26 protein-coding genes are annotated in these 20,922 nt (G+C 66.7%); 11 read left to right on the top strand and 15 right to left on the bottom strand.

The window, feature by feature from the left end; translation table 11 throughout:
• Positions 1-104 precede the first annotated feature (104 nt).
• On the top strand, positions 105-1,268 hold the full coding sequence (gene algW, locus QSJ95_RS26980) for a Do family serine endopeptidase AlgW (protein ID WP_009617842.1): 1,164 nt from the start codon (positions 105-107) through the stop codon (positions 1,266-1,268).
• A 48-nt stretch (positions 1,269-1,316) separates the two neighbouring features.
• Here algW and hisC read toward each other — a convergent pair whose 3' ends face one another.
• From hisC to QSJ95_RS26930, 10 genes are all read right to left on the bottom strand, one after another.
• Complete coding sequence (gene hisC / locus QSJ95_RS26975) at positions 1,317-2,375, bottom strand: histidinol-phosphate transaminase (protein WP_009617840.1); 1,059 nt, start codon at positions 2,373-2,375, stop codon at positions 1,317-1,319.
• 119 nt (positions 2,376-2,494) lie between these two features.
• Positions 2,495-3,805, bottom strand: coding sequence for a histidinol dehydrogenase (gene hisD / locus QSJ95_RS26970; RefSeq protein WP_009617836.1), 1,311 nt, complete (start codon positions 3,803-3,805; stop codon positions 2,495-2,497).
• 124 nt (positions 3,806-3,929) lie between these two features.
• Positions 3,930-4,565, bottom strand: coding sequence for an ATP phosphoribosyltransferase (gene hisG / locus QSJ95_RS26965; RefSeq protein WP_009617828.1), 636 nt, complete (start codon positions 4,563-4,565; stop codon positions 3,930-3,932).
• Positions 4,566-4,577: 12 nt separating this feature from the next.
• On the bottom strand, positions 4,578-5,843 hold the full coding sequence (gene murA / locus QSJ95_RS26960; protein WP_058071415.1) for a UDP-N-acetylglucosamine 1-carboxyvinyltransferase: 1,266 nt from the start codon (positions 5,841-5,843) through the stop codon (positions 4,578-4,580).
• Between the two features lie 21 nt (positions 5,844-5,864).
• Entirely contained in the window at positions 5,865-6,104 is a 240-nt protein-coding gene (locus QSJ95_RS26955) for a BolA family protein (protein WP_009617824.1), read from the bottom strand.
• A 114-nt stretch (positions 6,105-6,218) separates the two neighbouring features.
• Positions 6,219-6,530, bottom strand: coding sequence for an STAS domain-containing protein (locus QSJ95_RS26950; protein WP_285646607.1), 312 nt, complete (start codon positions 6,528-6,530; stop codon positions 6,219-6,221).
• The gene (locus tag QSJ95_RS26945; RefSeq protein ID WP_043272555.1) at positions 6,527-7,180 is read right to left on the bottom strand and encodes an MlaC/ttg2D family ABC transporter substrate-binding protein; all 654 of its coding nucleotides are present in this window, start codon (positions 7,178-7,180) and stop codon (positions 6,527-6,529) included. Before QSJ95_RS26945 ends, QSJ95_RS26950 begins: the two co-directional genes overlap by 4 nt.
• A gap of 20 nt (positions 7,181-7,200) precedes the next feature.
• On the bottom strand, positions 7,201-7,677 hold the full coding sequence (gene mlaD / locus QSJ95_RS26940; RefSeq protein WP_009617817.1) for an outer membrane lipid asymmetry maintenance protein MlaD: 477 nt from the start codon (positions 7,675-7,677) through the stop codon (positions 7,201-7,203).
• Positions 7,677-8,474, bottom strand: coding sequence for a lipid asymmetry maintenance ABC transporter permease subunit MlaE (gene mlaE, locus QSJ95_RS26935; protein WP_009617815.1), 798 nt, complete (start codon positions 8,472-8,474; stop codon positions 7,677-7,679). Before mlaE ends, mlaD begins: the two co-directional genes overlap by 1 nt.
• Positions 8,474-9,283, bottom strand: coding sequence for an ATP-binding cassette domain-containing protein (locus QSJ95_RS26930; RefSeq protein ID WP_009617813.1), 810 nt, complete (start codon positions 9,281-9,283; stop codon positions 8,474-8,476). Before QSJ95_RS26930 ends, mlaE begins: the two co-directional genes overlap by 1 nt.
• A gap of 243 nt (positions 9,284-9,526) precedes the next feature.
• On the opposite strand from QSJ95_RS26930, the gene QSJ95_RS26925 reads away from it, so the two are divergent.
• From QSJ95_RS26925 to QSJ95_RS26880, 10 genes are all read left to right on the top strand, one after another.
• Positions 9,527-10,501 carry a KpsF/GutQ family sugar-phosphate isomerase gene (locus tag QSJ95_RS26925; protein ID WP_285646603.1) on the top strand — a complete coding sequence of 325 codons (975 nt, stop codon included), beginning with the start codon at positions 9,527-9,529 and terminating at the stop codon, positions 10,499-10,501.
• On the top strand, positions 10,502-11,026 hold the full coding sequence (locus tag QSJ95_RS26920) for a KdsC family phosphatase (protein WP_009617809.1): 525 nt from the start codon (positions 10,502-10,504) through the stop codon (positions 11,024-11,026). It abuts the gene before it with no gap.
• An 8-nt stretch (positions 11,027-11,034) separates the two neighbouring features.
• Entirely contained in the window at positions 11,035-11,604 is a 570-nt protein-coding gene (lptC, locus tag QSJ95_RS26915) for an LPS export ABC transporter periplasmic protein LptC (protein ID WP_009617808.1), read from the top strand.
• Complete coding sequence (lptA, locus tag QSJ95_RS26910) at positions 11,591-12,127, top strand: lipopolysaccharide transport periplasmic protein LptA (protein WP_009617806.1); 537 nt, start codon at positions 11,591-11,593, stop codon at positions 12,125-12,127. The genes lptC and lptA overlap by 14 nt, the downstream gene beginning before the upstream one ends.
• On the top strand, positions 12,127-12,852 hold the full coding sequence (gene lptB, locus QSJ95_RS26905; protein ID WP_009617805.1) for an LPS export ABC transporter ATP-binding protein: 726 nt from the start codon (positions 12,127-12,129) through the stop codon (positions 12,850-12,852). The genes lptA and lptB overlap by 1 nt, the downstream gene beginning before the upstream one ends.
• Before the next feature lie 207 nt (positions 12,853-13,059).
• Complete coding sequence (locus QSJ95_RS26900) at positions 13,060-14,562, top strand: RNA polymerase factor sigma-54 (RefSeq protein WP_267853761.1); 1,503 nt, start codon at positions 13,060-13,062, stop codon at positions 14,560-14,562.
• A 76-nt stretch (positions 14,563-14,638) separates the two neighbouring features.
• Positions 14,639-14,947 (top strand): ribosome hibernation-promoting factor, HPF/YfiA family, encoded by a 309-nt coding sequence (hpf, locus tag QSJ95_RS26895; RefSeq protein WP_009617801.1) that lies wholly within the window; start codon positions 14,639-14,641, stop codon positions 14,945-14,947.
• Positions 14,948-14,959: 12 nt separating this feature from the next.
• The gene (gene ptsN, locus QSJ95_RS26890; protein WP_285646594.1) at positions 14,960-15,424 is read left to right on the top strand and encodes a PTS IIA-like nitrogen regulatory protein PtsN; all 465 of its coding nucleotides are present in this window, start codon (positions 14,960-14,962) and stop codon (positions 15,422-15,424) included.
• A gap of 1 nt (position 15,425) precedes the next feature.
• On the top strand, positions 15,426-16,283 hold the full coding sequence (rapZ, locus tag QSJ95_RS26885; RefSeq protein WP_058071418.1) for an RNase adapter RapZ: 858 nt from the start codon (positions 15,426-15,428) through the stop codon (positions 16,281-16,283).
• A gap of 31 nt (positions 16,284-16,314) precedes the next feature.
• Positions 16,315-16,587, top strand: coding sequence for an HPr family phosphocarrier protein (locus QSJ95_RS26880; RefSeq protein WP_009617794.1), 273 nt, complete (start codon positions 16,315-16,317; stop codon positions 16,585-16,587).
• Between the two features lie 25 nt (positions 16,588-16,612).
• Here the strand turns inward: QSJ95_RS26880 and QSJ95_RS26875 are convergent, their stop codons facing one another.
• Genes QSJ95_RS26875 through QSJ95_RS26855 form a run of 5 tightly spaced genes read right to left on the bottom strand, consistent with a single transcriptional unit; the run spans position 16,613 to position 20,408 of the window.
• A complete protein-coding gene (locus tag QSJ95_RS26875; protein WP_009617793.1) occupies positions 16,613-17,512 on the bottom strand; it encodes a ZIP family metal transporter in 900 nt (299 codons plus the stop codon).
• Between the two features lie 22 nt (positions 17,513-17,534).
• On the bottom strand, positions 17,535-18,161 hold the full coding sequence (locus tag QSJ95_RS26870) for a superoxide dismutase (protein WP_281686811.1): 627 nt from the start codon (positions 18,159-18,161) through the stop codon (positions 17,535-17,537).
• Positions 18,162-18,169: 8 nt separating this feature from the next.
• Positions 18,170-18,619 (bottom strand): DUF2753 family protein, encoded by a 450-nt coding sequence (locus QSJ95_RS26865; RefSeq protein WP_009617791.1) that lies wholly within the window; start codon positions 18,617-18,619, stop codon positions 18,170-18,172.
• A gap of 27 nt (positions 18,620-18,646) precedes the next feature.
• Positions 18,647-20,023, bottom strand: a complete 1,377-nt coding sequence (fumC, locus tag QSJ95_RS26860) for a class II fumarate hydratase FumC (protein WP_285646592.1) — start codon at positions 20,021-20,023, stop codon at positions 18,647-18,649.
• Positions 20,024-20,036: 13 nt separating this feature from the next.
• A complete protein-coding gene (locus QSJ95_RS26855; RefSeq protein ID WP_009617785.1) occupies positions 20,037-20,408 on the bottom strand; it encodes a hypothetical protein in 372 nt (123 codons plus the stop codon).
• Positions 20,409-20,922: the final 514 nt, after the last annotated feature.

The following is a 20,922-nucleotide window of genomic DNA, read 5'->3' as shown; positions in this document are numbered from 1 at the left end:
AGGCATTAGGGGAGACGGCTATTTTCTTGCCACGCCGCCCGTATAATGGCGGCCACCCTAGCGGCCTTCCCCAGGCCGAGCAACCCCCCAAGGATCGTCCTCCGATGCTGAAGGCCCTGCGTTTTCTCGGCTGGCCCGCGCTTGTCGGCGTCTTGCTGGCGCTGCTGATCATCCAGCGTAACCCCGAATGGGTCGGCCTGCCCGAACAGGAAGTCCACCTGCAGCAGGCCCCCCTGCTCAGCCGCCTGCAGCAGGGCCCCGGAACCTATGCCGACGCCGTGACCCGCGCCGCGCCGGCGGTGGCCAACCTGTACACCACCAAGATGGTCAGCCGGCCGGGCAACTCGATGCTCGACGACCCGCTGTTCCGCCGCTTCTTCGGCGACAACCTGCCGCAGCAGAAGCGCATGGAGTCGAGCCTGGGCTCGGCGGTGATCATGAGCCCCGAGGGCTACCTGCTGACCAACAACCACGTCACCGCCGGCGCCGACCAGATAGTCGTGGCCCTGCGCGACGGCCGCGAAACCACGGCGCGCCTGGTCGGCAGCGACCCGGAAACCGACCTTGCGGTGCTCAAGATCGACCTCAAGGACCTGCCGGTGATGACCCTCGGCCGCTCCGACGGCATCCGCACCGGCGACGTCTGCCTGGCCATCGGCAACCCCTTCGGCGTGGGCCAGACGGTGACCATGGGCATCATCAGCGCCACCGGCCGCAACCAGCTGGGGCTGAACACCTACGAAGACTTCATCCAGACCGACGCGGCGATCAACCCGGGCAACTCCGGCGGCGCCCTGGTCGACGCCAGCGGCAACCTGGTGGGCATCAACACCGCCATCTTCTCCAAGTCCGGCGGCTCCCAGGGTATCGGCTTCGCCATCCCGATCAAGCTGGCGCTGGAGGTGATGAAGTCGATCGTCGAGCACGGCTCGGTGATCCGCGGCTGGCTGGGCGTCGAGGTGCAGCCGCTGACGCCGGAGCTGGCCGAGTCCTTCGGCCTGCAGGACCAGGGCGGGGTGGTGGTCGCCGGTGTCTACCGCGACGGCCCGGCCGCCCAGTCCGGCATGCAGCCGGGCGACATCATCCTCGACATCGACGGCAAGAAGGCCGCCGACGGCCGCACCGCGATGAACCAGGTGGCGCGCACCAAGCCGGGCGAGAAGATCAGCATCCAGGTGCTGCGCAACGGCAAGCACGTCACCCTGGAGGCGGAAGTGGGCCTGCGCCCGCCGCCCACTCCGCCGGTGCAGCAACCGCAGCAGCAGTAACGAAGAACGGCGCCCGAGGGCGCCGTTGCTTTTTCCGCCGGGCGTGGCTCAGAGCCGCGTGCGCAGGGCGTCCAGCAGCGCCTGGTTCTGCTCCTCGGTGCCGATGCTGATGCGCAGGAACTGGGCGATGCGCGCCTGCTTGAAGTGGCGGACGATCACACCCTGCTCGCGCAGGCCGGCGGCCAGTTCGGCGGCGTCGTGCTGCGGGTGGCGGGCGAAGATGAAGTTGGCCGCCGACGGCAGCACCTCGAAGCCCATGCCACTCAGTTCGCCGACCAGCTTCTCGCGGCTGTCGATCACCGCCTGGCAGGTGCGCTGGAAGTACTCGCGGTCCTCGAAGGCGGCGATGGCGCCGGCCTGGGCCACGCGGTCCAGCGGGTAGGAGTTGAAGCTGTTCTTGACCCGCTCCAGGGCCTCGATCAGGTCCTCGTGGCCGACCGCCAGGCCGACGCGCAGCCCGGCCAGGGAACGCGACTTGGACAGCGTCTGCGCCACCAGCAGGTTCGGGTAGCGCTCCACCAGGCCGATGGCCGTCTCGCCGCCGAAGTCGACGTAGGCCTCGTCCACCAGCACCACGCTGTCCGGGTTGGCCAGCAGCAGGCGCTCGATGGCGTCCAGCGGCAGCAGGCAGCCGGTCGGCGCATTGGGGTTGGGGAAGATGATCCCGGCGTTGGGGCGGGCGTAGTCCTCTACGCGGATCTGGAACTGCTCGTCCAGCGCCAGCGCCTCGAAGGGAATGCCGTAGAGGCCGCAGTACACCGGGTAGAAGCTGTAGGTCACGTCGGGGAACAGCAGCGGCCGGCCGTCGTGCTGGAACAGCGCGTGGAAGGCGTGGGCCAGCACCTCGTCGGAGCCGTTGCCGACGAACACCTGGCCCGGGCGCACGCCGTAGTAGTCGGCGATGGTCTGCTTCAGGCGCTCGGCGTTGGGGTCCGGGTACAGCCGCAGGGCGTCGCCCAGCTCGGCCTGCATGGCGGCCAGCGCCTTGGGCGACGGGCCGTAGGGGTTCTCGTTGGTGTTGAGCTTGACCAGCCTGGCCAGCTTGGGTTGCTCACCCGGCACGTAGGGCACCAGGTCCTTGACGAAGGGGCTCCAGAACTTGCTCATCGCCCTCGCTCCTTTAAAAGATTCGCTGAAGGCTGGAGGCTGGAGGCTGAACGAAAAGGCGAAACCCACTTCGTCCTGCCTCAAGCCTCCAGCGGCTTTTATCGGTTTTTATCGGCTTTTCAGCCCTTGATCCGGTATTCGGCGCTGCGCGCGTGGGCGGTCAGCGACTCGCCGCGGGCCAGGACCGAGGCGGTCTTGCCGAGCACCGAGGCGCCGTCGGCCGAGCAGAAGATGATCGACGAACGCTTCTGGAAGTCGTACACGCCCAGCGGCGAGGAGAAGCGCGCGGTGCCGGAGGTCGGCAGCACGTGGTTCGGGCCCGCGCAGTAATCGCCCAGGGCCTCGGCGGTGTAGCGGCCCATGAAGATGGCGCCGGCGTGGCGGATGTTCGGCAGCCAGCTTTCCGGGTCGGCCACCGACAGTTCCAGGTGCTCCGGGGCGATGCGGTTGGCCACCTGGCAGGCCTGGGCCTGGTCGGCGACCTGGATCAGCGCGCCGCGGTTGCCCAGCGAGGTGCGGATGATCTCGGCGCGCTCCATGGTCGGCAGCAGCTTTTCGATGCTGGCGGCGACCTTGTCGAGGAAGGCGGCGTCCGGGCTGACCAGGATCGACTGGGCGTCCTCGTCGTGCTCGGCCTGGGAGAACAGGTCCATGGCGATCCAGTCCGGGTCGGTGCCGCCGTCGCAGACCACGAGGATCTCCGAGGGGCCGGCGATCATGTCGATGCCCACCTGGCCGAACACGTGGCGCTTGGCGGTGGCCACGTAGATGTTGCCCGGGCCGACGATCTTGTCCACCTGGGGCACGCTCTCGGTGCCGTAGGCCAGCGCGGCCACGGCCTGGGCGCCGCCGATGGTGAAGACGCGGTCGACGCCGGCGATGCAGGCGGCGGCGAGGACGATCTCGTTGATCTCGCCACGCGGCGTCGGCACTACCATCACCACTTCGGCGACGCCGGCGACCTTCGCTGGAATCGCGTTCATCAGCACCGAGGACGGGTAGGAAGCCTTGCCGCCGGGCACGTACAGGCCGGCGCGGTCCAGCGGGGTGACCTGCTGGCCGAGCACGGTGCCGTCGGCCTCGGTGTAGCGCCAGGAGTCCTGCTTCTGCTTCTCGTGGTAGCTGCGCACGCGCTCGGCGGCGGTTTCCAGCGCCTCGCGCTGGGCCGGGGTGATGCGCGTCAGGGCCAGTTCCAGGCGCTCGCGCGGCAGGATCAGGTCGGCCATGCTGGCGACCGCGAGGCCGTCGAAGCGCTGGGTGAGCTCGACCAGGGCGGCGTCGCCACGGCTGCGCACGTCGGCGATGATATCCAGCACGCGCTGGTTCACGGCGTCGTCGGACACGCTTTCCCAGGACAGCAGATGGTCCAGATGACGCGCGAAGTCCGGATCGGCGGCGTTGAGTCGACGGATGGCGAAGGGTGCGGTCATAGCTGGCCTCTTTAATTGGCGTGATCTCGGGCGCCGCTAGACTAGCAAGCCCACCGTGCGGGCACCCGAGAAAATTTGGCTATGACACGGATAGGCGGGCGCGGCGGGAAGGCCGCGCAGGGAATTACGCCCGGTGTCGAGACTCCACCGCTTCACGCAGAGTGTCGATCAGGGCCTGGATGCGCGCGTGCTGCATCTTCATCGAGGCCTTGTTGACGATCAGCCGCGAGCTGATGTGGGCGATCAGCTCCTGGGGTTCCAGGCCGTTGGCGCGCAGGGTGTTGCCGGTGTCGACCACGTCGATGATCTTGTCGGCCAGGCCGACCAGCGGCGCCAGCTCCATGGAGCCGTACAGCTTGATCACCTCGACCTGGCGGCCCTGCTCGGCGTAGTAGCGCTTGGCCACGTTGACGAACTTGGTGGCCACCCGCAGGCGCCCCTTGGGCTCGGCCGCGCCGACCGCGCCGGCGGTCATCAGCTTGCAGTTGGCGATCTTCAGGTCCAGCGGCTCGTACAGCCCCTGGCCGCCGTATTCGAGCAGCACGTCCTTGCCGGCCACGCCGAGGTCGGCGGCGCCGTGCTCGACGTAGGTCGGCACGTCAGTGGCGCGGACGATCAGCAGGCGCACGTCGTCGAGGCTGGTGGGGATGATCAGCTTGCGGCTCTTGTCCGGGTTCTCGGTCGGCACAATGCCTGCCGCTGCGAGCAGCGGCAGGGTGTCATCGAGAATCCGGCCCTTGGACAGGGCGATGGTCAGCATGTCTGGTCAGCCCTAGCCCGGTACGCGGCGGATCTTGGCGCCGAGCAGTTGCAGCTTCTCTTCGATGCACTCGTAGCCACGGTCGATGTGGTAGATGCGGTCGATCAGGGTGTCGCCCTCGGCCACCAGGCCAGCGATCACCAGGCTGGCGGAAGCGCGCAGGTCGGTGGCCATGACCGGGGCGCCCTTGAGCTGCGGCACGCCGGTGACGATGGCGGTGTTGCCCTCGACGAGGATCTGCGCGCCCATGCGGTTCATCTCGTAGACATGCATGAAGCGGTTCTCGAACACGGTCTCGATCACCGCGCCGGTGCCTTCGGCCACGGCGTTCAGCGAGATGAACTGGGCCTGCATGTCGGTGGGGAAAGCCGGGTACGGCGCGGTGCGGATGTTCACCGCCTTCGGCCGGTTGCCCTTCATGTCCAGCTCGATCCAGTCGTTGCCGGTGTTGATGTGCGCACCGGCCTCTTCCAGCTTCAGCAGCACCGCCTCGAGGATGGTCGGGTCGGTGTCCTTGAGCTTGACGCGGCCACCGGTGGCGGCGGCGGCGACCAGGTAGGTGCCGGTCTCGATGCGGTCGGGCAGCACGTTGTACTTGGCGCCGCCCAGGCGCTTCACGCCATCGATGATGATGGTGTCGGTGCCGGCGCCCTGGATCTGCGCGCCCATGGCGATCAGGCAGTTGGCCAGGTCGACCACTTCCGGCTCGCGGGCGGCGTTTTCCAGCACGGTGCGGCCGTTGGCCAGGGCCGCGGCCATCATGATGTTCTCGGTACCGGTCACGGACACGGTGTCGAAGAAGAAGTGCGCGCCACGCAGGCCGCCGGCCGGGGCCTTGGCCTTGATGTAGCCGCCTTCGACGGTGATCTGCGCGCCCATGGCCTCGAGGCCGCGGATGTGCAGGTCGACCGGACGCGAGCCGATGGCGCAGCCGCCGGGCAGGGCCACCTCGGCCTCGCCGAAGCGCGCGACCATGGGGCCGAGCACCAGGATCGAGGCGCGCATGGTTTTCACCAATTCATAAGGCGCGACCAGGGTCCTGATGCTGTTGGCGTCGACTTCGACGTTGAGCTTCTCGTTGATCACCGGCTGCACGCCCATGCGACCGAACAGCTCGATCATGGTGGTGATGTCGTGCAGGTGCGGCAGGTTGCACACGGTGACCGGAGTATCCGCCAGCAGGGTGGCGGCAAGGATCGGCAGCGCGGAGTTCTTGGCGCCGGAGATGCGGATTTCGCCGTCGAGACGGGAACCGCCGGTAATGATCAGTTTGTCCATAGCAGGTATATCCCCGGCGGCTCAGGAACGCTCGGCCCAGGCGGCGCGGCTGAAGAATTTCATGGTCACGGCATGGATGGCGCCACTGGCGATCCATTCGTTAAGGTGCGCGTAGATCTGCTGCTGACGTTTCACCGGGCTCAGACCGGCCAGTTCGTCACTGATCAGGTTCAGCTGGAAGTTGCAGCCTTCGCCTTCCACTTCGACCTGGGTACCCGGGAGCTTGGCTTCCAGGATGTTCTTGACTTCAATCGCCTGCATGCTCGACCTCGATCGGCGCTCAACGCGCGCGGGCCGGCAATGATACAAAAAAGCCCCCCGCCTGCGAACCCCGCCAGGGGAAGTCGCGGACGGAGGGCCTTTCGAGCGCCCCGATCAGCCCTGCAGCGGCAGGATGCCGTCGAGGTCGCTGACCTTGGCGATGTCTTGCATGTCTTTCGGCAAGCCGCGGACCTGCAGGCTCTTGCCCGCCTGCTGCGCATCGCGCAGGAAGGCCAGCAGCAGCGACAGGCCGACGCTGCTGGACTTCTCCACCGCCGAACAATCCACCACCAGCTGCTGGGCGCCGCTCGCGGCGATCAGGGCCTTGCCCTGCTCGCGCAGCTGCGTGCCGCTGCGGTAGTCGAGCACCCCGGCCAGGCGCAGCTCGCCGGCCGCGACCTCGCTGATGCTGGCGGCGCTGGTCATTGCGCGCCACCCTCGTCCGGGTTGCCCTTGGCGGCATCCTTGGCATGGGCGACCACCTGGTCCCAACCGGCGATGGTCTTCTCCAGGTCGTTGCCGTTCTTCTGCATGGAGTCGGCGAACTGGTCGCGGAACAGCTTGCCGATGTTGATGCCGTTGATGATCACGTTGCGCAGGCGCCAGGTCCCCGACTGGTTGACCATGGTGTACTGCACCGGATAGACGGTGCCCTTGCTGTCACGGATCTCCATGTTCACGCTGGAGCGCTCCGGGTCCTGCTTGCCGGTGGACGGCAGCACGCGGATGTCCTGGTTGTCGTACTCGAGCAGGGCGTTGCCGTAGAACTGCATCAGGCTGTTCTTGAACACCGTCTCGAAGCGCTTGATCTGCTCCGGGGAGGCCTGGCGCGAATACTTGACGGTCATCACGCCCCTGGCGATGCCCTCGGAGTCCACCACCGGGCCGAGGATGCGGTCCAGGGCGGCGTAGAGCTGCTTGGGATCGGCGCGGTAGGCCGGCTTGTTGGCCTTGAGGTCGGACAGCAGGTTGTCGACGGTCTGCTGCACCACCTGCTGCGCATTGGGCGCGGCGCTGGCGATCAGCGGCAGTGCTGCGAGCAGGACCAGCAGGCCGCGGCGCAGGAGAGTCAGCATGGCGTTCATCCTCATCATCGTCATTGCTTCTTGGGCTCTTCTTTGTTGACCGAGTTCAACAGGAACTTGCCGATCAGGTCCTCCAGCACCAGCGCGGACTGGGTGTCGTGGATGACGCCGCCGTCCGTGAGCATCTTGTCGTCGCCGCCGACGCTGATGCCGATGTATTTCTCGCCCAGCAGGCCTGCGGTGAGGATAGACGCGGTGGAGTCGTCCGGCAGGTTGTTGACGCTCTTGTTGATTTCCATGGTCACCCGGCCACGGTAGCTGTCGTGGTCCAGGTCCACGGCGACCACCTTGCCGATGGTCACGCCGGCCATGGTCACCTTGCCGCGCACGGTCACGCCGGCGACGTTGTCGAAGTAGGCATACAGCTGGTAGGTGTCATTGGAATGCCCGATGGTCAGGCCGCTGACACGCAGCGCCAGCAGCAGCAGGGCCAGCAGGCCGCCGAGAAGAAACAGGCCTACACCGATTTCCAGGGTGCGGGTTTGCATCAGAAGTCTCCAAACATCAAAGCGGTCAGTATGAAGTCCAGCCCCAGTACCGCCAGGGAGGCATAGACCACGGTTCGAGTCGTTGCGCGGCTGATCCCTTCGGAGGTCGGCTCGCAGTCATAGCCCTGGAACACGGCGATCCAGGTCACCACGAAGGCGAACACCACGCTCTTGATCACGCCATTGAGCACATCCTCGCCGAATTGCACGCTGTTCTGCATGTTCGACCAGAAGGAACCCTCGTATACGCCCAGCCAGTCGACGGCGACGGCGGCGCCGCCCCAGATGCCGACCACGCTGAAGATCGCCGCCAGCAGCGGCATCGAAATGAAGCCGGCCCACAGGCGCGGCGCGATCACGTAGCGCAGCGGGTCGACGCCGATCATCTCCAGGCTGGAGAGCTGCTCGGTGGATTTCATGTTGCCGATCTCGGCGGTCAGCGCAGAGCCCGCGCGGCCGGCGAACAGCAGGCCGGTCACCACCGGGCCCAGTTCGCGCAGCAGGGTCAGGGCCACCATCTGTCCCACCGCCTGCTCCGAACCATAGTCCTTGAGGATGTTGTAGCCCTGCAGGGCCAGCACCATGCCGATGAAGACGCCCGAAACCACGATGATCGCCAGCGACAGCACGCCCACCGAGTACAGCTGCTTGACCAGCAGCTGGCCCATGCCGCCGGGCACCCGGCGGCCGAGCATGGCGTGGCCGAGGAACAGCGTGGAACGGCCGAGCGCCTCGAGCACGTCGAGGCCCGACCGCCCGAGCAGGCGAATCCGCTCGAGCAGTGAAGTCTTGCGCATCAGCGTTCCCCCAGCAGGTCGGCGCGATAGTCGCGCGCGGGATAGTGGAAGGGCACCGGACCATCCGGAATCCCCTTCATGAACTGGCGCACGCGCGGATCGTCGAGCTCCTTGAGCTCCGCCGGCGTGCCCTGCCCCAGCACCTTGCCGTCGCCGACGATATAGATGTAGTCGGCGATGCTGGCGGTTTCCGCCAGGTCGTGGGAGACCACGATGCTGGTGATGCCCAGGGCATCGTTGAGCAGGCGGATCAGCCGAACCAGCACGCCCATGGCGATCGGGTCCTGGCCGACGAAGGGTTCGTCGTACATGAGGATCTGCGGGTCCAGGGCGATCGCCCGGGCCAGCGCCACGCGGCGCTTCATGCCCCCGGACAGCTCGTCCGGCATCAGCTCCAGCGCCCCGCGCAGGCCCACGGCCTGCAGCTTCATCAGGACGATGTCGCGGATCATCTCCTCGGGCAGGTCGGTGTGCACCCGCAGCGGGAAGGCGACGTTCTCGAACACGTCCAGGTCGGTGAACAGCGCGCCGCTCTGGAACAGCACGCCGAACTGCTTGCGCAGGTCGAACAGGTCGGCGCGGGCCAGCTTCGGCAGGTTCTGCCCGTTGACCATGACGTCGCCCTTGACCGGGCGCAGCTGTGCGGCGATCAGGCGCAGCAAGGTGGTCTTGCCGCAACCCGACGGCCCCATGATGCCGGTGACCTTGCCGCGCGGAATACGGATATCCACGTTGTCGAAGATGGCGCGGGTACCGCGCTTGAAGGTGACCCCCTTCAGCTCGACAGCGTATTTTTCATCGGTGCTCATAGAACTCCTTGCATGACGGCCCTGTCCCTGCAATGCCCCGTCGAACCGTCGGAACACGGTAACGCAAGACAGGCCGAACGGCGGCGAACTATAGCATTGGCGCGCGCGGCGGCCCAAGGCCCGCCGCCGGCGATTCAGCTCGGATTCAGCTTTCCCTGTGCAAGATCCGGTATCGGCAGGGTGAAGCCCGGACCGCTTTACCGTTATAATCTCGCCCTTCACTTCGCCCCACGCGATCGGAACATGAGCCAGAATCACGATTTCATCCAGTCGGCACAACGCACCATCGGCCTCGAGCGCGATGCGGTGGATGCCCTGCTGCCACGCATCGGGGCCGATTTCTCCAGGGCCTGCGAACTGCTGCTCGGCTGCAGCGGCCGCGTGGTGGTGGTCGGCATGGGCAAGTCCGGGCACATCGCCCGCAAGATCGCCGCCACCCTGGCCAGCACCGGCACCCCGGCGTTCTTCGTGCACCCGGCCGAGGCCAGCCACGGCGACATGGGCATGATCACCAGGGACGACGTGGTCCTGGCGCTGTCCAACTCCGGCTCCACCGCCGAGATCATCACCCTGCTGCCGCTGATCGCCCGCCTGGGCATCACCCTGGTGAGCATGACCGGCAACCCCGAGTCGCCGCTGGCCAAGGCCGCCGCGGTGAACCTGGACGCCAGCGTCGAACACGAGGCCTGCTCGCTGAACCTGGCGCCGACCTCCTCCACCACCGTCTCCCTGGTGCTCGGCGACGCCCTCGCCGTGGCCCTGCTGGAAGCCCGCGGCTTCACCGCCGAGGACTTCGCCTTCTCCCATCCGGGCGGCGCCCTGGGCCGGAGATTGTTGCTGAAAGTGGAAAACATCATGCACGTGGGTGAAGAACTGCCGCAGGTCGCCCCCGGCACTTCGCTCAGCGGCGCCCTGCTGGAAATGACCCGCAAGGGCCTGGGCATGACCATCGTCCTCGGCGCGGACGGCCGCCTGGCCGGCGTGTTCACCGACGGCGACCTGCGCCGCACCCTGGACAAGGGCGTGGACGTGCGCACGGCCACCATCGACCAGGTGATGACCGTGCACGGCAAGACCGTGCGCCCGGACATGCTCGCCGCCGAAGCCCTGAAGATCATGGACGACCACAAGATCAACGTCCTGGTGGTGGTCGACGGCGACGACCACCCGGTCGGCGTCCTGCACGTCCACGACCTGACCCGCGCCGGAGTCATCTGAATGACCGCAGACCTGCTGCAACGCGCCAGTGGCGTGCGCCTGGCGGTGTTCGACGTGGATGGCGTGCTGACCGACGGCAAGCTCTACTTCCTGCCCGACGGCGGCGAGTTCAAGACCTTCAACACCCTCGACGGCCACGGCATCAAGATGCTCATCGCCTCGGGCGTGCGCACCGCCATCATCAGCGGCCGCAAGAGCGCCGTGGTCGAGCGCCGCGCGCAGAACCTGGGCATCGAGCACCTGTTCCAGGGCCGCGAGGACAAGCTGGCGGTCCTCGACCAACTGCTCGCCGAACTCGGGCTAGGCTATGAACAGGTCGCCTACCTGGGCGACGACCTGCCCGACCTTCCGGTCATCCGCCGGGTCGGCCTGGGCATGGCGGTGGCCAGCGCCGACGCCTTCGTTCGCCAGCACGCCCACGGCGTGACCCAGGCGCGCGGCGGCGAAGGCGCGGCCCGTGAATTCTGCGAACTCATCCTGCGCGCCCAGGGCAACCTCGAGGCGGCGCAAAGCGCCTACCTGTAGAGCCAGACATGCCGAAGACCCTTCGCCAGAAGCTCCTCCTCGCCCTGATCGCGGTCCTGCTGGTCGCACTGGGCTACTACTGGAACGTGCGCCTGGACTTCAACGAGCGCCAGGTCGCGCCGAGCAACGACGCCATCGACTTCTACGCGGCCAATGCCCACAGCCTGCAGTACCGCGAGGACGGCAGCCTGGCCTACGAGATGACCGCCGATCGCCTGGAGCACATGAAAGCCACCGACGTCACCAACGTCACCACGCCGGACCTGTTCTTCTTCCGCGAGGGCGAGCCGCAGCCGTGGCACGTGCAGAGCGTGCGCGCCGAGGTCGGCCCGGAAGGCAAGCAGGTCGAACTGATCGACAACGTCCGGGTCCAGCGCACCGACGCGCAGAACCGCACCCTGCTGCTCACCACCACGCGCATGACGGTGTTCCCGGACAAGGATTATGCCGAGACCAGTCAACCCGTTAAGATCACCGAGCCCCAAGGGGTGACCACGGCGGTAGGCATGAAAGCGTATCTGAAAGACAGCCGGATGACCCTGCTGTCCAACGTAAGAGGTCAGCATGAGGTTCGTTAAAACCTTCCCCCTTTTCCTCGGCCTCGTCGCCGCCCTGGGCAGCAGCGCTGGCTGGGCGCTGCCGACGGATCGCGAGCAGCCGATCCGCGTGCAGGCCGACAGCGCCGAACTGGACGACAAGCAGGGCGTCGCCGTGTACCGCGGCGACGTGGTGGTGACCCAGGGCAGCATGAAGCTGACCGGCAACACCGTCACCCTCAAGCAGAACAAGGACGGCGAGATCGAGGTGGTCACCTCGGTCGGCAAGCCCGCCTATTTCGAGCAGAAGCCGGCGCCGGACAAGGAAATCACCAAGGCCTACGGCCTGACCATCCAGTACTTCGTCACCCAGAACCGGGTGATCCTGATCGACCAGGCCAAGGTGATCCAGGAAGGCAACACCTTCGAAGGCGAGAAGGTCGTCTATGACACCGAACGGCAGATCGTCAACGCCGGCCGCGCCACCGGCACCCAGGTGACCACCCCGCGCCCGCGCATCGACATGGTCATCCAGCCCAAGAAGAAGCAGGATCAAGCCCAGTAATGGCCACGCTCACCGCACAGCACCTCGCCAAGAGCTACAAGGGCCGCCAGGTCGTCCGCGACGTCAGCATGAGCATCGACAGCGGGCAGATCGTCGGCCTGCTCGGCCCCAACGGCGCCGGCAAGACCACCTGCTTCTACATGATCGTCGGCCTGGTCCGCGCCGACCAGGGCGTGGTCCGCATCGACGAGCAGGACGTCACCAACCTGCCCATGCACGGCCGCGCCCGCGCCGGCATCGGCTACCTGCCGCAGGAAGCCTCGATCTTCCGCAAGCTGTCGGTGGCGGACAACATCGGCGCCATCCTCGAAACCCGCGCCGACCTCGATCGCAACGGCCGCAAGGAGGCCCTGGAAGGCCTGCTGGAGGAGTTCCACATCCACCACATCCGCGACAACCTCGGCATGAGCCTGTCCGGCGGCGAGCGCCGCCGCGTGGAGATCGCCCGCGCCCTGGCCAGCTCGCCGAAGTTCATCCTCCTCGACGAACCCTTCGCCGGCGTCGACCCGATCTCGGTGGGCGACATCAAGCAGATCATCCACCACCTCAAGGCCAAGGGCATCGGCGTGCTCATCACCGACCACAACGTGCGCGAGACCCTGGACATCTGCGAGACGGCCTACATCGTCAACGACGGCCAGTTGATCGCCGAAGGCGATTCCGCGGCCATCCTGGCCAACGAACTGGTCAAGGAAGTCTACCTGGGCCACGAGTTCCGCCTCTGAAGTCCTGCCCCGGCCGTCGCGCCGGGGCGCAACCTCATGTCGCGCCGACGGACAGGCAGCGAATTATGCGCAAACGCCCCTAGGCAAAGTCTGAGAATTCAGGCATATAATTTGCTTCCTAGCGGCGTCCGGGAATTTGGGTCCAGGCGCCCGTAGTCGTGGATTGGGTGCGCTACACGCCCGCGGACAAGGTGCCAAGTTCCAGCCATGAAACCATCGCTCGTCCTCAAGATGGGCCAGCAGCTGACGATGACTCCGCAGCTGCAACAGGCCATCCGACTGCTCCAACTCTCCACCCTGGATCTGCAACAGGAGATCCAGGAGGCGCTGGAATCCAACCCGATGCTCGAGCGCCAGGAAGAAGGCGAAGACTTCGACGGTAGCGACCCCTACGCCGAGGGCGCGGAAACCCCCACCAATACCAACGTCAACTCGCAGAGCGAAAGCTTCCAGGAAACCACTACGCCCAGCGCCGACAGCCTGGACGAAGACCAGTGGGCCGAGCGCATCCCCAACGAACTCCCGGTCGACACCGCCTGGGAAGACGTCTACCAGACCAGCGCCAGCAGCCTGCCCAGCAACGATGACGACGAATGGGACTTCACCGCCCGCACCTCCGCCGGCGAGAGCCTGCAGAGCCACCTGCTGTGGCAGCTGAACCTCTGCCCCATGTCCGACACCGACCGCCTGGTAGCCCTGAGCATCATCGACGGCATCAACAACGACGGCTACCTGGAAGAGTCCCTGGAAGACATCCTCACCTCCCTCGACCCCGAGCTGGGCATCGAGATGGACGAGGTGGAAGTGGTGCTGCGGCGCATCCAGCAGATGGAGCCGGCCGGCGTCGGCGCGCGCAACCTGCGCGAATGCCTGCTGCTGCAGCTGCGCCAGATGCCCGCCAACACCCACCTGCTGAGCGAGGCCCTGCGCCTGGTCGCCGACCACCTCGACCTGCTCGGCAGCCGCGACTACACCCAGCTGATGCGGCGCATGAAGCTCAAGGAAGACGAGCTGCGCGAGACCATCGAGCTGATCCAGTCGCTGCACCCGCGCCCGGGCTCGCAGATCGAGTCCGGCGAGGCCGAGTACGTGGTGCCGGACGTGATAGTGCGCAAGCACAACGAGCGCTGGCTGGTGGAGCTGAACCAGGAAGCGGTGCCGCGCCTGCGCGTCAACTCGCAGTATGCCGGCCTGGTGCGCCGCGCCGACTCCAGCGCCGACAACACCTTCATGCGCAACCAGTTGCAGGAAGCCCGCTGGTTCATCAAGAGCCTGCAGAGCCGCAACGAGACGCTGATGAAGGTGGCGACGCAGATCGTCGAGCACCAGCGCGGTTTCCTCGAGTACGGCGAGGAGGCCATGAAGCCGCTGGTCCTGCACGACATCGCCGAGGCGGTGGGCATGCACGAATCGACCATTTCGCGGGTCACCACGCAGAAATTCATGCACACCCCACGCGGCATCTTCGAGCTGAAGTACTTCTTCTCCAGCCACGTGAGCACTTCCGAGGGCGGCGAATGCTCGTCCACGGCGATCCGCGCGATCATCAAGAAACTGGTCGCGGCAGAAAGTCCGAAAAAGCCGTTGAGCGACAGCAAGATCGCTGGTTTACTGGAGGCACAGGGCATTCAAGTGGCACGTCGGACAGTCGCCAAGTACCGGGAATCTCTCGGAATAGCTCCATCGAGCGAGCGCAAGCGACTGGTCTGATTGACCCAAGCCAAGGTGTTCCGGCGGCAGGCCCCATAACCTGCCACTTATACACGGGCAATAAGGAGAAAGCGGTATGCAAGTCAACATCAGTGGCCATCAACTGGATGTGACCGACGCCCTGCGCGACTACGTGGTCGAGAAACTCGGCCGACTGGAGCGCCACTTCGACAAGATCACCAATGTTCAGGTCATCATGGAGGTCGAAAAGCTGAAACAGCGTATCGAAGCCACGCTGCACATTTCCGGTGGCGAAGTCGTGGCCTGCGCAGAACACGAAGACATGTACGCCGCCATCGACCTGCTGACCGACAAACTCGATCGACAACTGATCAAACACAAGGAAAAGTACCTCGAACGCCAACAGGGCGTTGGAGTCCGCTAACCCCCCTCCCCTATGATCCGACTTGAGCAGATCCTGTCCCCCGGCCGTTCCCTGGTGAACGTGCCGGGCGGCAGCAAGAAGCGCGTACTCGAACAGATCGCCAACCTGGTCGTGAAAGACCTTCCCGGCCTCGACGCGCAAGACATCTTCGAAAGCCTGGTGGCCCGCGAACGCCTGGGCTCCACCGGCTTCGGCAATGGCATCGCCATTCCCCACTGCCGCCTGACCGGCTGCAAGGCGCCGATCAGCGCCATCCTTCACCTCGATGCGCCGGTGGACTTCGACGCCCTCGACGGCGCCCCGGTCGACCTGGTGTTCGTCCTGCTGGTACCCGAAGCGGCCACCGAGGAGCACCTGGAGCTGCTGCGCCAGATCGCCTCGATGCTCGACCGTTCCGAGGTGCGCGAACGCCTGCGCCGCGCGAGCGATGGCGAGGCGCTGTACCAGACAGTCGTGGAAGTGCAGAACGGCCACTAGCATGCGCCTGATCATCGTCAGCGGCCGTTCCGGCTCCGGCAAGAGCACTGCCCTCAACGTCCTCGAGGACAACGGCTTCTACTGCATCGACAACCTGCCGGCCAGCCTGCTGCCGGACCTGGCCCAGCGCGCGCTGCTGCACACCGAGCTGATGCACCCGCAGGTGGCCGTGTCGATCGACGCGCGCAACCTGCCCAGCCAGCTCAAGCGCTTCCCCGAACTGCTGCAGGAAGCCCGCGACAAGCACATCCAGTGCGACGTGCTGTACCTGGACGCCGACGACGAGACGCTGCTCAAGCGCTTCTCCGAGACGCGCCGGCGCCACCCGCTGACCACCGACACCCGCTCCCTCGCCGAGGCCATCGCCGACGAGGAGCAACTGCTCAGCCCGATCGCCGACCTCGCCGACCTCAAGCTGAACACCACCAGCCTCAACCTCTACCAGTTGCGCGACGTCATCAAGCTGCGCCTGCTGAACAAACCCGAGCCGGGCACCGCCTTCCTCGTCGAGTCGTTCGGCTTCAAGCGCGGCATGCCGGTGGACGCCGACCTGGTGTTCGACGTGCGCTGCCTGCCCAACCCCTACTGGAAACCCGAGCTGCGCGAGCAGTCGGGCCTGGACAAGGGCGTGCAGGAATATCTCGCCGAGCAGCCCGACGTGGAAGAGATGTACCAGGACACCCTGGGCTACCTGAACAAATGGCTACCGCGCTTCGCCGCCAGCAACCGCGCCTACGTCACCATTGCCATCGGCTGCACGGGCGGCCATCATCGTTCGGTCTACCTGGCCGAGCGCATCGGCAATGCCCTGAAAGCCACCCTGAAGAACGTGCAGATTCGCCACCGCGACCTGAGCTAGCAGCAGATAACGAAAGGACAGCCCCCTCGCGATGCCCGCCCTCGAGATCACCATCATCAACAAGCTCGGCCTGCACGCCCGCGCGGCGGCCAAATTCGTCGGCGTGGCCGGCCGCTTCCCGTGCCAGGTCCGCGTCGGTCGCAGCCCGGAGAGCACGGTGGACGGCAAGAGCATCATGGCGGTGATGATGCTGGCCGCGGGCAAGGGCACCAATCTGCACCTGAACGCCGAGGGCGAGCAGGCCGACGAGGCCCTACAGGCTCTCGTCGATCTGATCAACAACTACTTCGACGAAGGCGAGTGACCGCCCGTCCGCACCGCGCCGGGCGCTAGCCCAGCGACGTATCCAGCACCATCATCAGGCAGAAGCCGACGATCAGCCCCAGGGTCGCCTCCCCGGCATAGCCGCGCCGCTGCGATTCGGGAATGATCTCCCGCACCACCACGTAGAGCATCGCCCCCGCCGCCAGGGCCAGGCCCCAGGGCAGCAGCATCCGCGACACCCCCACCAGCCAGGCGCAGAGCACCGCGAACAGCGGCTCGACCAGCCCGGAAGCCGCGCCGGCCAGCATCGCCCGCACCCGCGACATCCCCGCGCCGGCCAGCACCAGAGCGATGGCCAGGCCTTCGGGCACGTCCTGCAGGGCGATGCCCAGCGCCAGGCCGCCGGCGCCCTGGACCTCGCCGCCGGCGGCAACGCCCACGGCCATCCCCTCGGGAATGTTGTGCAGGACGATGGCCGCGACGAACAGCAGGATGCGGGCGGGAATGGCAGGGGTCGGCGCGTCGTCCAGGTCATGCTGGGCATCGTCCAGCATCCGCCCGGCCAGCATCAGCCCCAGCACGCCCAATGCCATGCCGAAGCTGACCAGCAGCGCGGCGTACAGCGGCGAGCGACCGCCCGCCTCGACCGCCTCCAGGGCTGGCAGCAGCAGGGAAAAGGCTGTCGCCGCCAGCATCACCCCGGCGCCGAAGCCCAGCAGGGTATCGGCGACCCGCGCCGGCATGCTGCGGATCAGCAGCACAGGAACCGCGCCCAGGGCCGTGCCCAGGGCGCAGATCAGGCCGCCGCTCAGCGCCTGGTACAGCGGCGCCGGCAATTGCAGGCGCGCCAGCAGCAACAGGTGGTTGAACATCAGGCCGCTGCCCAGCAGCACTATCCCCAGGCCGAGCAGCCAGCGCAGGCTGCGCGCGCCGCCCTGCCGCGCGCTTGCCTCTAGCGGGCGCATGGCGTCACTTCCGCGGCGGGCATCAGGCGAGCCCCCGCTGCTCCAGGGCCAGGCGGTAGCGGCGCGCCACTTCCGGCCAGTCGACGACCTCGTAGAAGGCCGCGATGTATTCCGGCCGGCGGTTCTGGTACTGCAGGTAGTAGGCGTGCTCCCAGACATCCAGGCCGAGGATGGGGATCAGGTCCTGCATCAGCGGGCTGTCCTGGTTGGCGCTGCTTTCCACCTTCAGGCGGCCCTGGCTGTCGACGCAGAGCCAGGCCCAGCCGCTGCCGAAGCGGGTCAGCGCGGCCTTGGTGAAGGCGTCGCGGAAGGCCGCGTAGCCACCCAGTTCGGTCTCGATGGCGCGGGCCAGGGCGCCGTCGGGCTCGCCGCCGCCGGTCGGCGACATCACCTGCCAGAACAGCGAATGGTTGGCATGGCCGCCGCCGTTATTGATCACCGCGCCGAGCAACTTCTCCGGCAGGCGGTTGAGCTGCTGCAGCAGTTCCTCCACCGGCAGTTCGGCGAAAGCCGTGCCCTCCAGCGCGGCGTTCAGGTTGTTGACGTAGGTCTGGTGGTGCTTGCTGTGGTGGATCTCCATGGTCCGCGCATCGATGTGCGGCTCCAGGGCGTCGTAGGCGTAGGGCAAGGCGGGAAGACTGTGGGGCATGGTCGCTCCTAGTGGTAGCGCATGGATTGCGGGGTGGCGAAGAGGCCGGGACGCAGCTCCACTTCGCCCTGCTGGTGCAGCAGCTCGCGGGTGCGCGGGTAGTTGCCGTGCTCGCCGATGAAGTTGAGCAGTTCGAGGTAGCTGCGCCGGCTGTGGCGCAGCGCGGCCTCGCGCATGTCGCGGCTCTGCCGCGGGTCGATGCTCAGCTCCAGCAGCCGCTCGTGGCAGTTGCACAGGTATTCGGCGGCCTCTTCCGGCTGGCCCAGCTGCACGTGCAGGTCGCCCAGGTTGTGGTGGGAGATGACGAAGGCCATCACCGCCTCGTCCGGGTCGTGCCAGCGGCCCAGCAGCAACTGGGCGTGGGCCAGGGCGTGGAGGTAGTGCTCGCGGGCATCGATCAACTCGTTGCGGATGAAGCAGCGGTTGCCCAGTTCGATGGTCTGTTGCCAATGGCGCATGTCACATACCTCCATGGTGAATCGGCCTCAGAGGCCGCCGGCGGTGAGTTTCTCGGGGTCCAGCAGGGCCTCCAGGCGCTCGCGGCCGAGATCGGTGTTCTCCAGGGCGACCTCGATGATCGGGCGGCCCTCGCGGTAGGCCTGCTTGGCGATCTCGGCGGCCTTCTGGTAGCCGATGATCGGATTCAGCGCGGTGACCAGGATCGGGTTGCGCGACAGCGCTTCGCGCAGGCGCGCCTCGTTGACCTTGAAGCTGGCGATGGCCTTGTCGGCCAGCAGGCGGCTGACGTTGCCCAGCAGCTGGATGCTCTGCAGCAGGTTGTCGGCGATCACCGGCAGCATCACGTTCAGCTCGAAGTTGCCGGACTGCCCGGCCACGGCGATGGTGGCGTCGTTGCCGATCACCTGGGCGGCGACCATGGCGGTGGCCTCGGGGATCACCGGGTTGACCTTGCCGGGCATGATCGAGGAGCCCGGCTGCAGGGCTTCCAGCTCGATCTCGGCGAGGCCGGCGAGCGGGCCGGAGTTCATCCAGCGCAGGTCGTTGGCGACCTTCATCAGCGCCACGGCGAGGGTCTTGAGCTGGCCGGAGACGGCCACGGCGGTGTCCTGGGCGCCGATCAGCGCGAAGAAGTCGTCGCCCGGGCGGAAGGCCAGGCCGGTCAGGCCGTTGAGTTCCTGGCAGAAGCGCGCGGAGAACTGCGGGTGGGCATTCACCCCGGTGCCGACGGCGGTGCCGCCCTGGGCCAGTTGCTGCAGCGCCGGCCGCAGGGCTTCGAGGTTGGCAGTGGCCTGGCGTACCTGCTGGGCCCAGCCGCCGAGCACCTGACTCAGGCGCACCGGCATGGCGTCCATCAGGTGGGTACGCCCGGTCTTGACGTACTGCTGCACCTCGCCGGCCTTGCGCTCGAGGGTGGCCTGCAGGTGGCGCAGCGCCGGCAGCAGGCGCTCGTGGATTTCCAGGGCGGCGCTGATGTGGATGGTCGAGGGGATGATGTCGTTGCTGCTCTGCCCGCAGTTGACCTGGTCGTTGGGGTTGACCGCGCGGCCCAGGCGACGGCCGGCGAGGGTCGCCACCACCTCGTTGGCGTTCATGTTGGAGCTGGTGCCGGAGCCGGTCTGGAACACGTCCACCGGGAAGTGCTGGAGAAAGTCGCCGCCCAGCAGTTCCTCGCAGGCGGCGACGATGGCCGCGCCGGTCTCGGCGTCCAGTTGCTCCAGGGCGACGTTGGCTCGCGCCGCGGCGGCCTTGGCCAGCAGCAGCGCGCGGATGAAGGCGGCGGGCATGCGCTGGCCGCTGACCGGGAAGTTATTCACCGCACGCTGGGTCTGGGCCCCATACAGCGCCGCGGCCGGCACCGCCAGTTCACCCATGCTGTCGCGTTCGATACGGCTGTCAGTCATTCTGCTTTCTCGCTTACAGGTCGTGGTACGTCAGGGAAGGCGCCATCGGCTGCGTGGCCAGCCGGCGCGAAAGCTGTTGCAGGCGCTGCCTGCGTTCGGCATCGCCGGCGAGGCGGCGCAGGTCGCAGAGCGGGCGATAGGCGTGGTCGAGGCAGAGCCCGCGCCAATGCCACGGCAGGGCGACGTCGGCGGCGGTGTCGAGCAGCAGCTGGAAGCTCTTCTCGAACAGCTGCCAGGCCGGCAGCGGCTCCCAGGCCACCAGGTAGCGCGTCTCGAACAGGTAGAGCTCCAGCAGGCGCGGCTCGTCGGGCTCCAGCGCGCAGCGGATGCGGGTGCCCAGGCGATACCAGCGGTCGAGCAGGGAGGTGTGGGTTTCGACGAACATGGCTGGCCCTCGAACGATAATGAGATTGATTATCGTTACGAGAGAAAGAAAATACAAGTCAGAGCAAGGGAGTAGGGCAAATCGGAGGGTAGTTGCGCCGGATGCTCTTCGTAGGAGCGAGCTTGCTCGCGAATTGCATTCTGCCGGCTAGGCTCGGCGTTTGCTCCAAGAGCGCCCTCTCCCTAACCCTCTCCCTGAAGGGAGAGGGGACCGTTGGGCAGATGCTGGTGCTCTGGAGTTAGCCGGCAATGCCGAAAGCTGCCGGATGAAACCTAGCCGTCTCTCGGCACGGACTGCCCCCTCTCCCTTCAGGGAGAGGGCTGGGGAGAGGGGCAGCGTCAACCCGAAACACCGAAGCCACCGGGAAACTCCCTTCGCGAGCAAGCTCGCTCCTATGTATGGACTCACCCCCACCGTCAACCCGCTTTTGAACATGAAAACCCGACTGCATCTATGTATTAGGCCTGTTCGAGGAAGCCACGTCGGGCTTCTGGCCAACATTGGGTAAGCCCGC

The sequence above is a fragment of the Pseudomonas sp. NBRC 100443 genome (assembly GCF_030268185.1).
Lineage (GTDB): Bacteria > Pseudomonadota > Gammaproteobacteria > Pseudomonadales > Pseudomonadaceae > Pseudomonas > Pseudomonas citronellolis.
The sequence above is the reverse complement of the archived record's forward strand: the minus strand, read 5'-3'. Positions and strand labels throughout refer to the sequence as shown.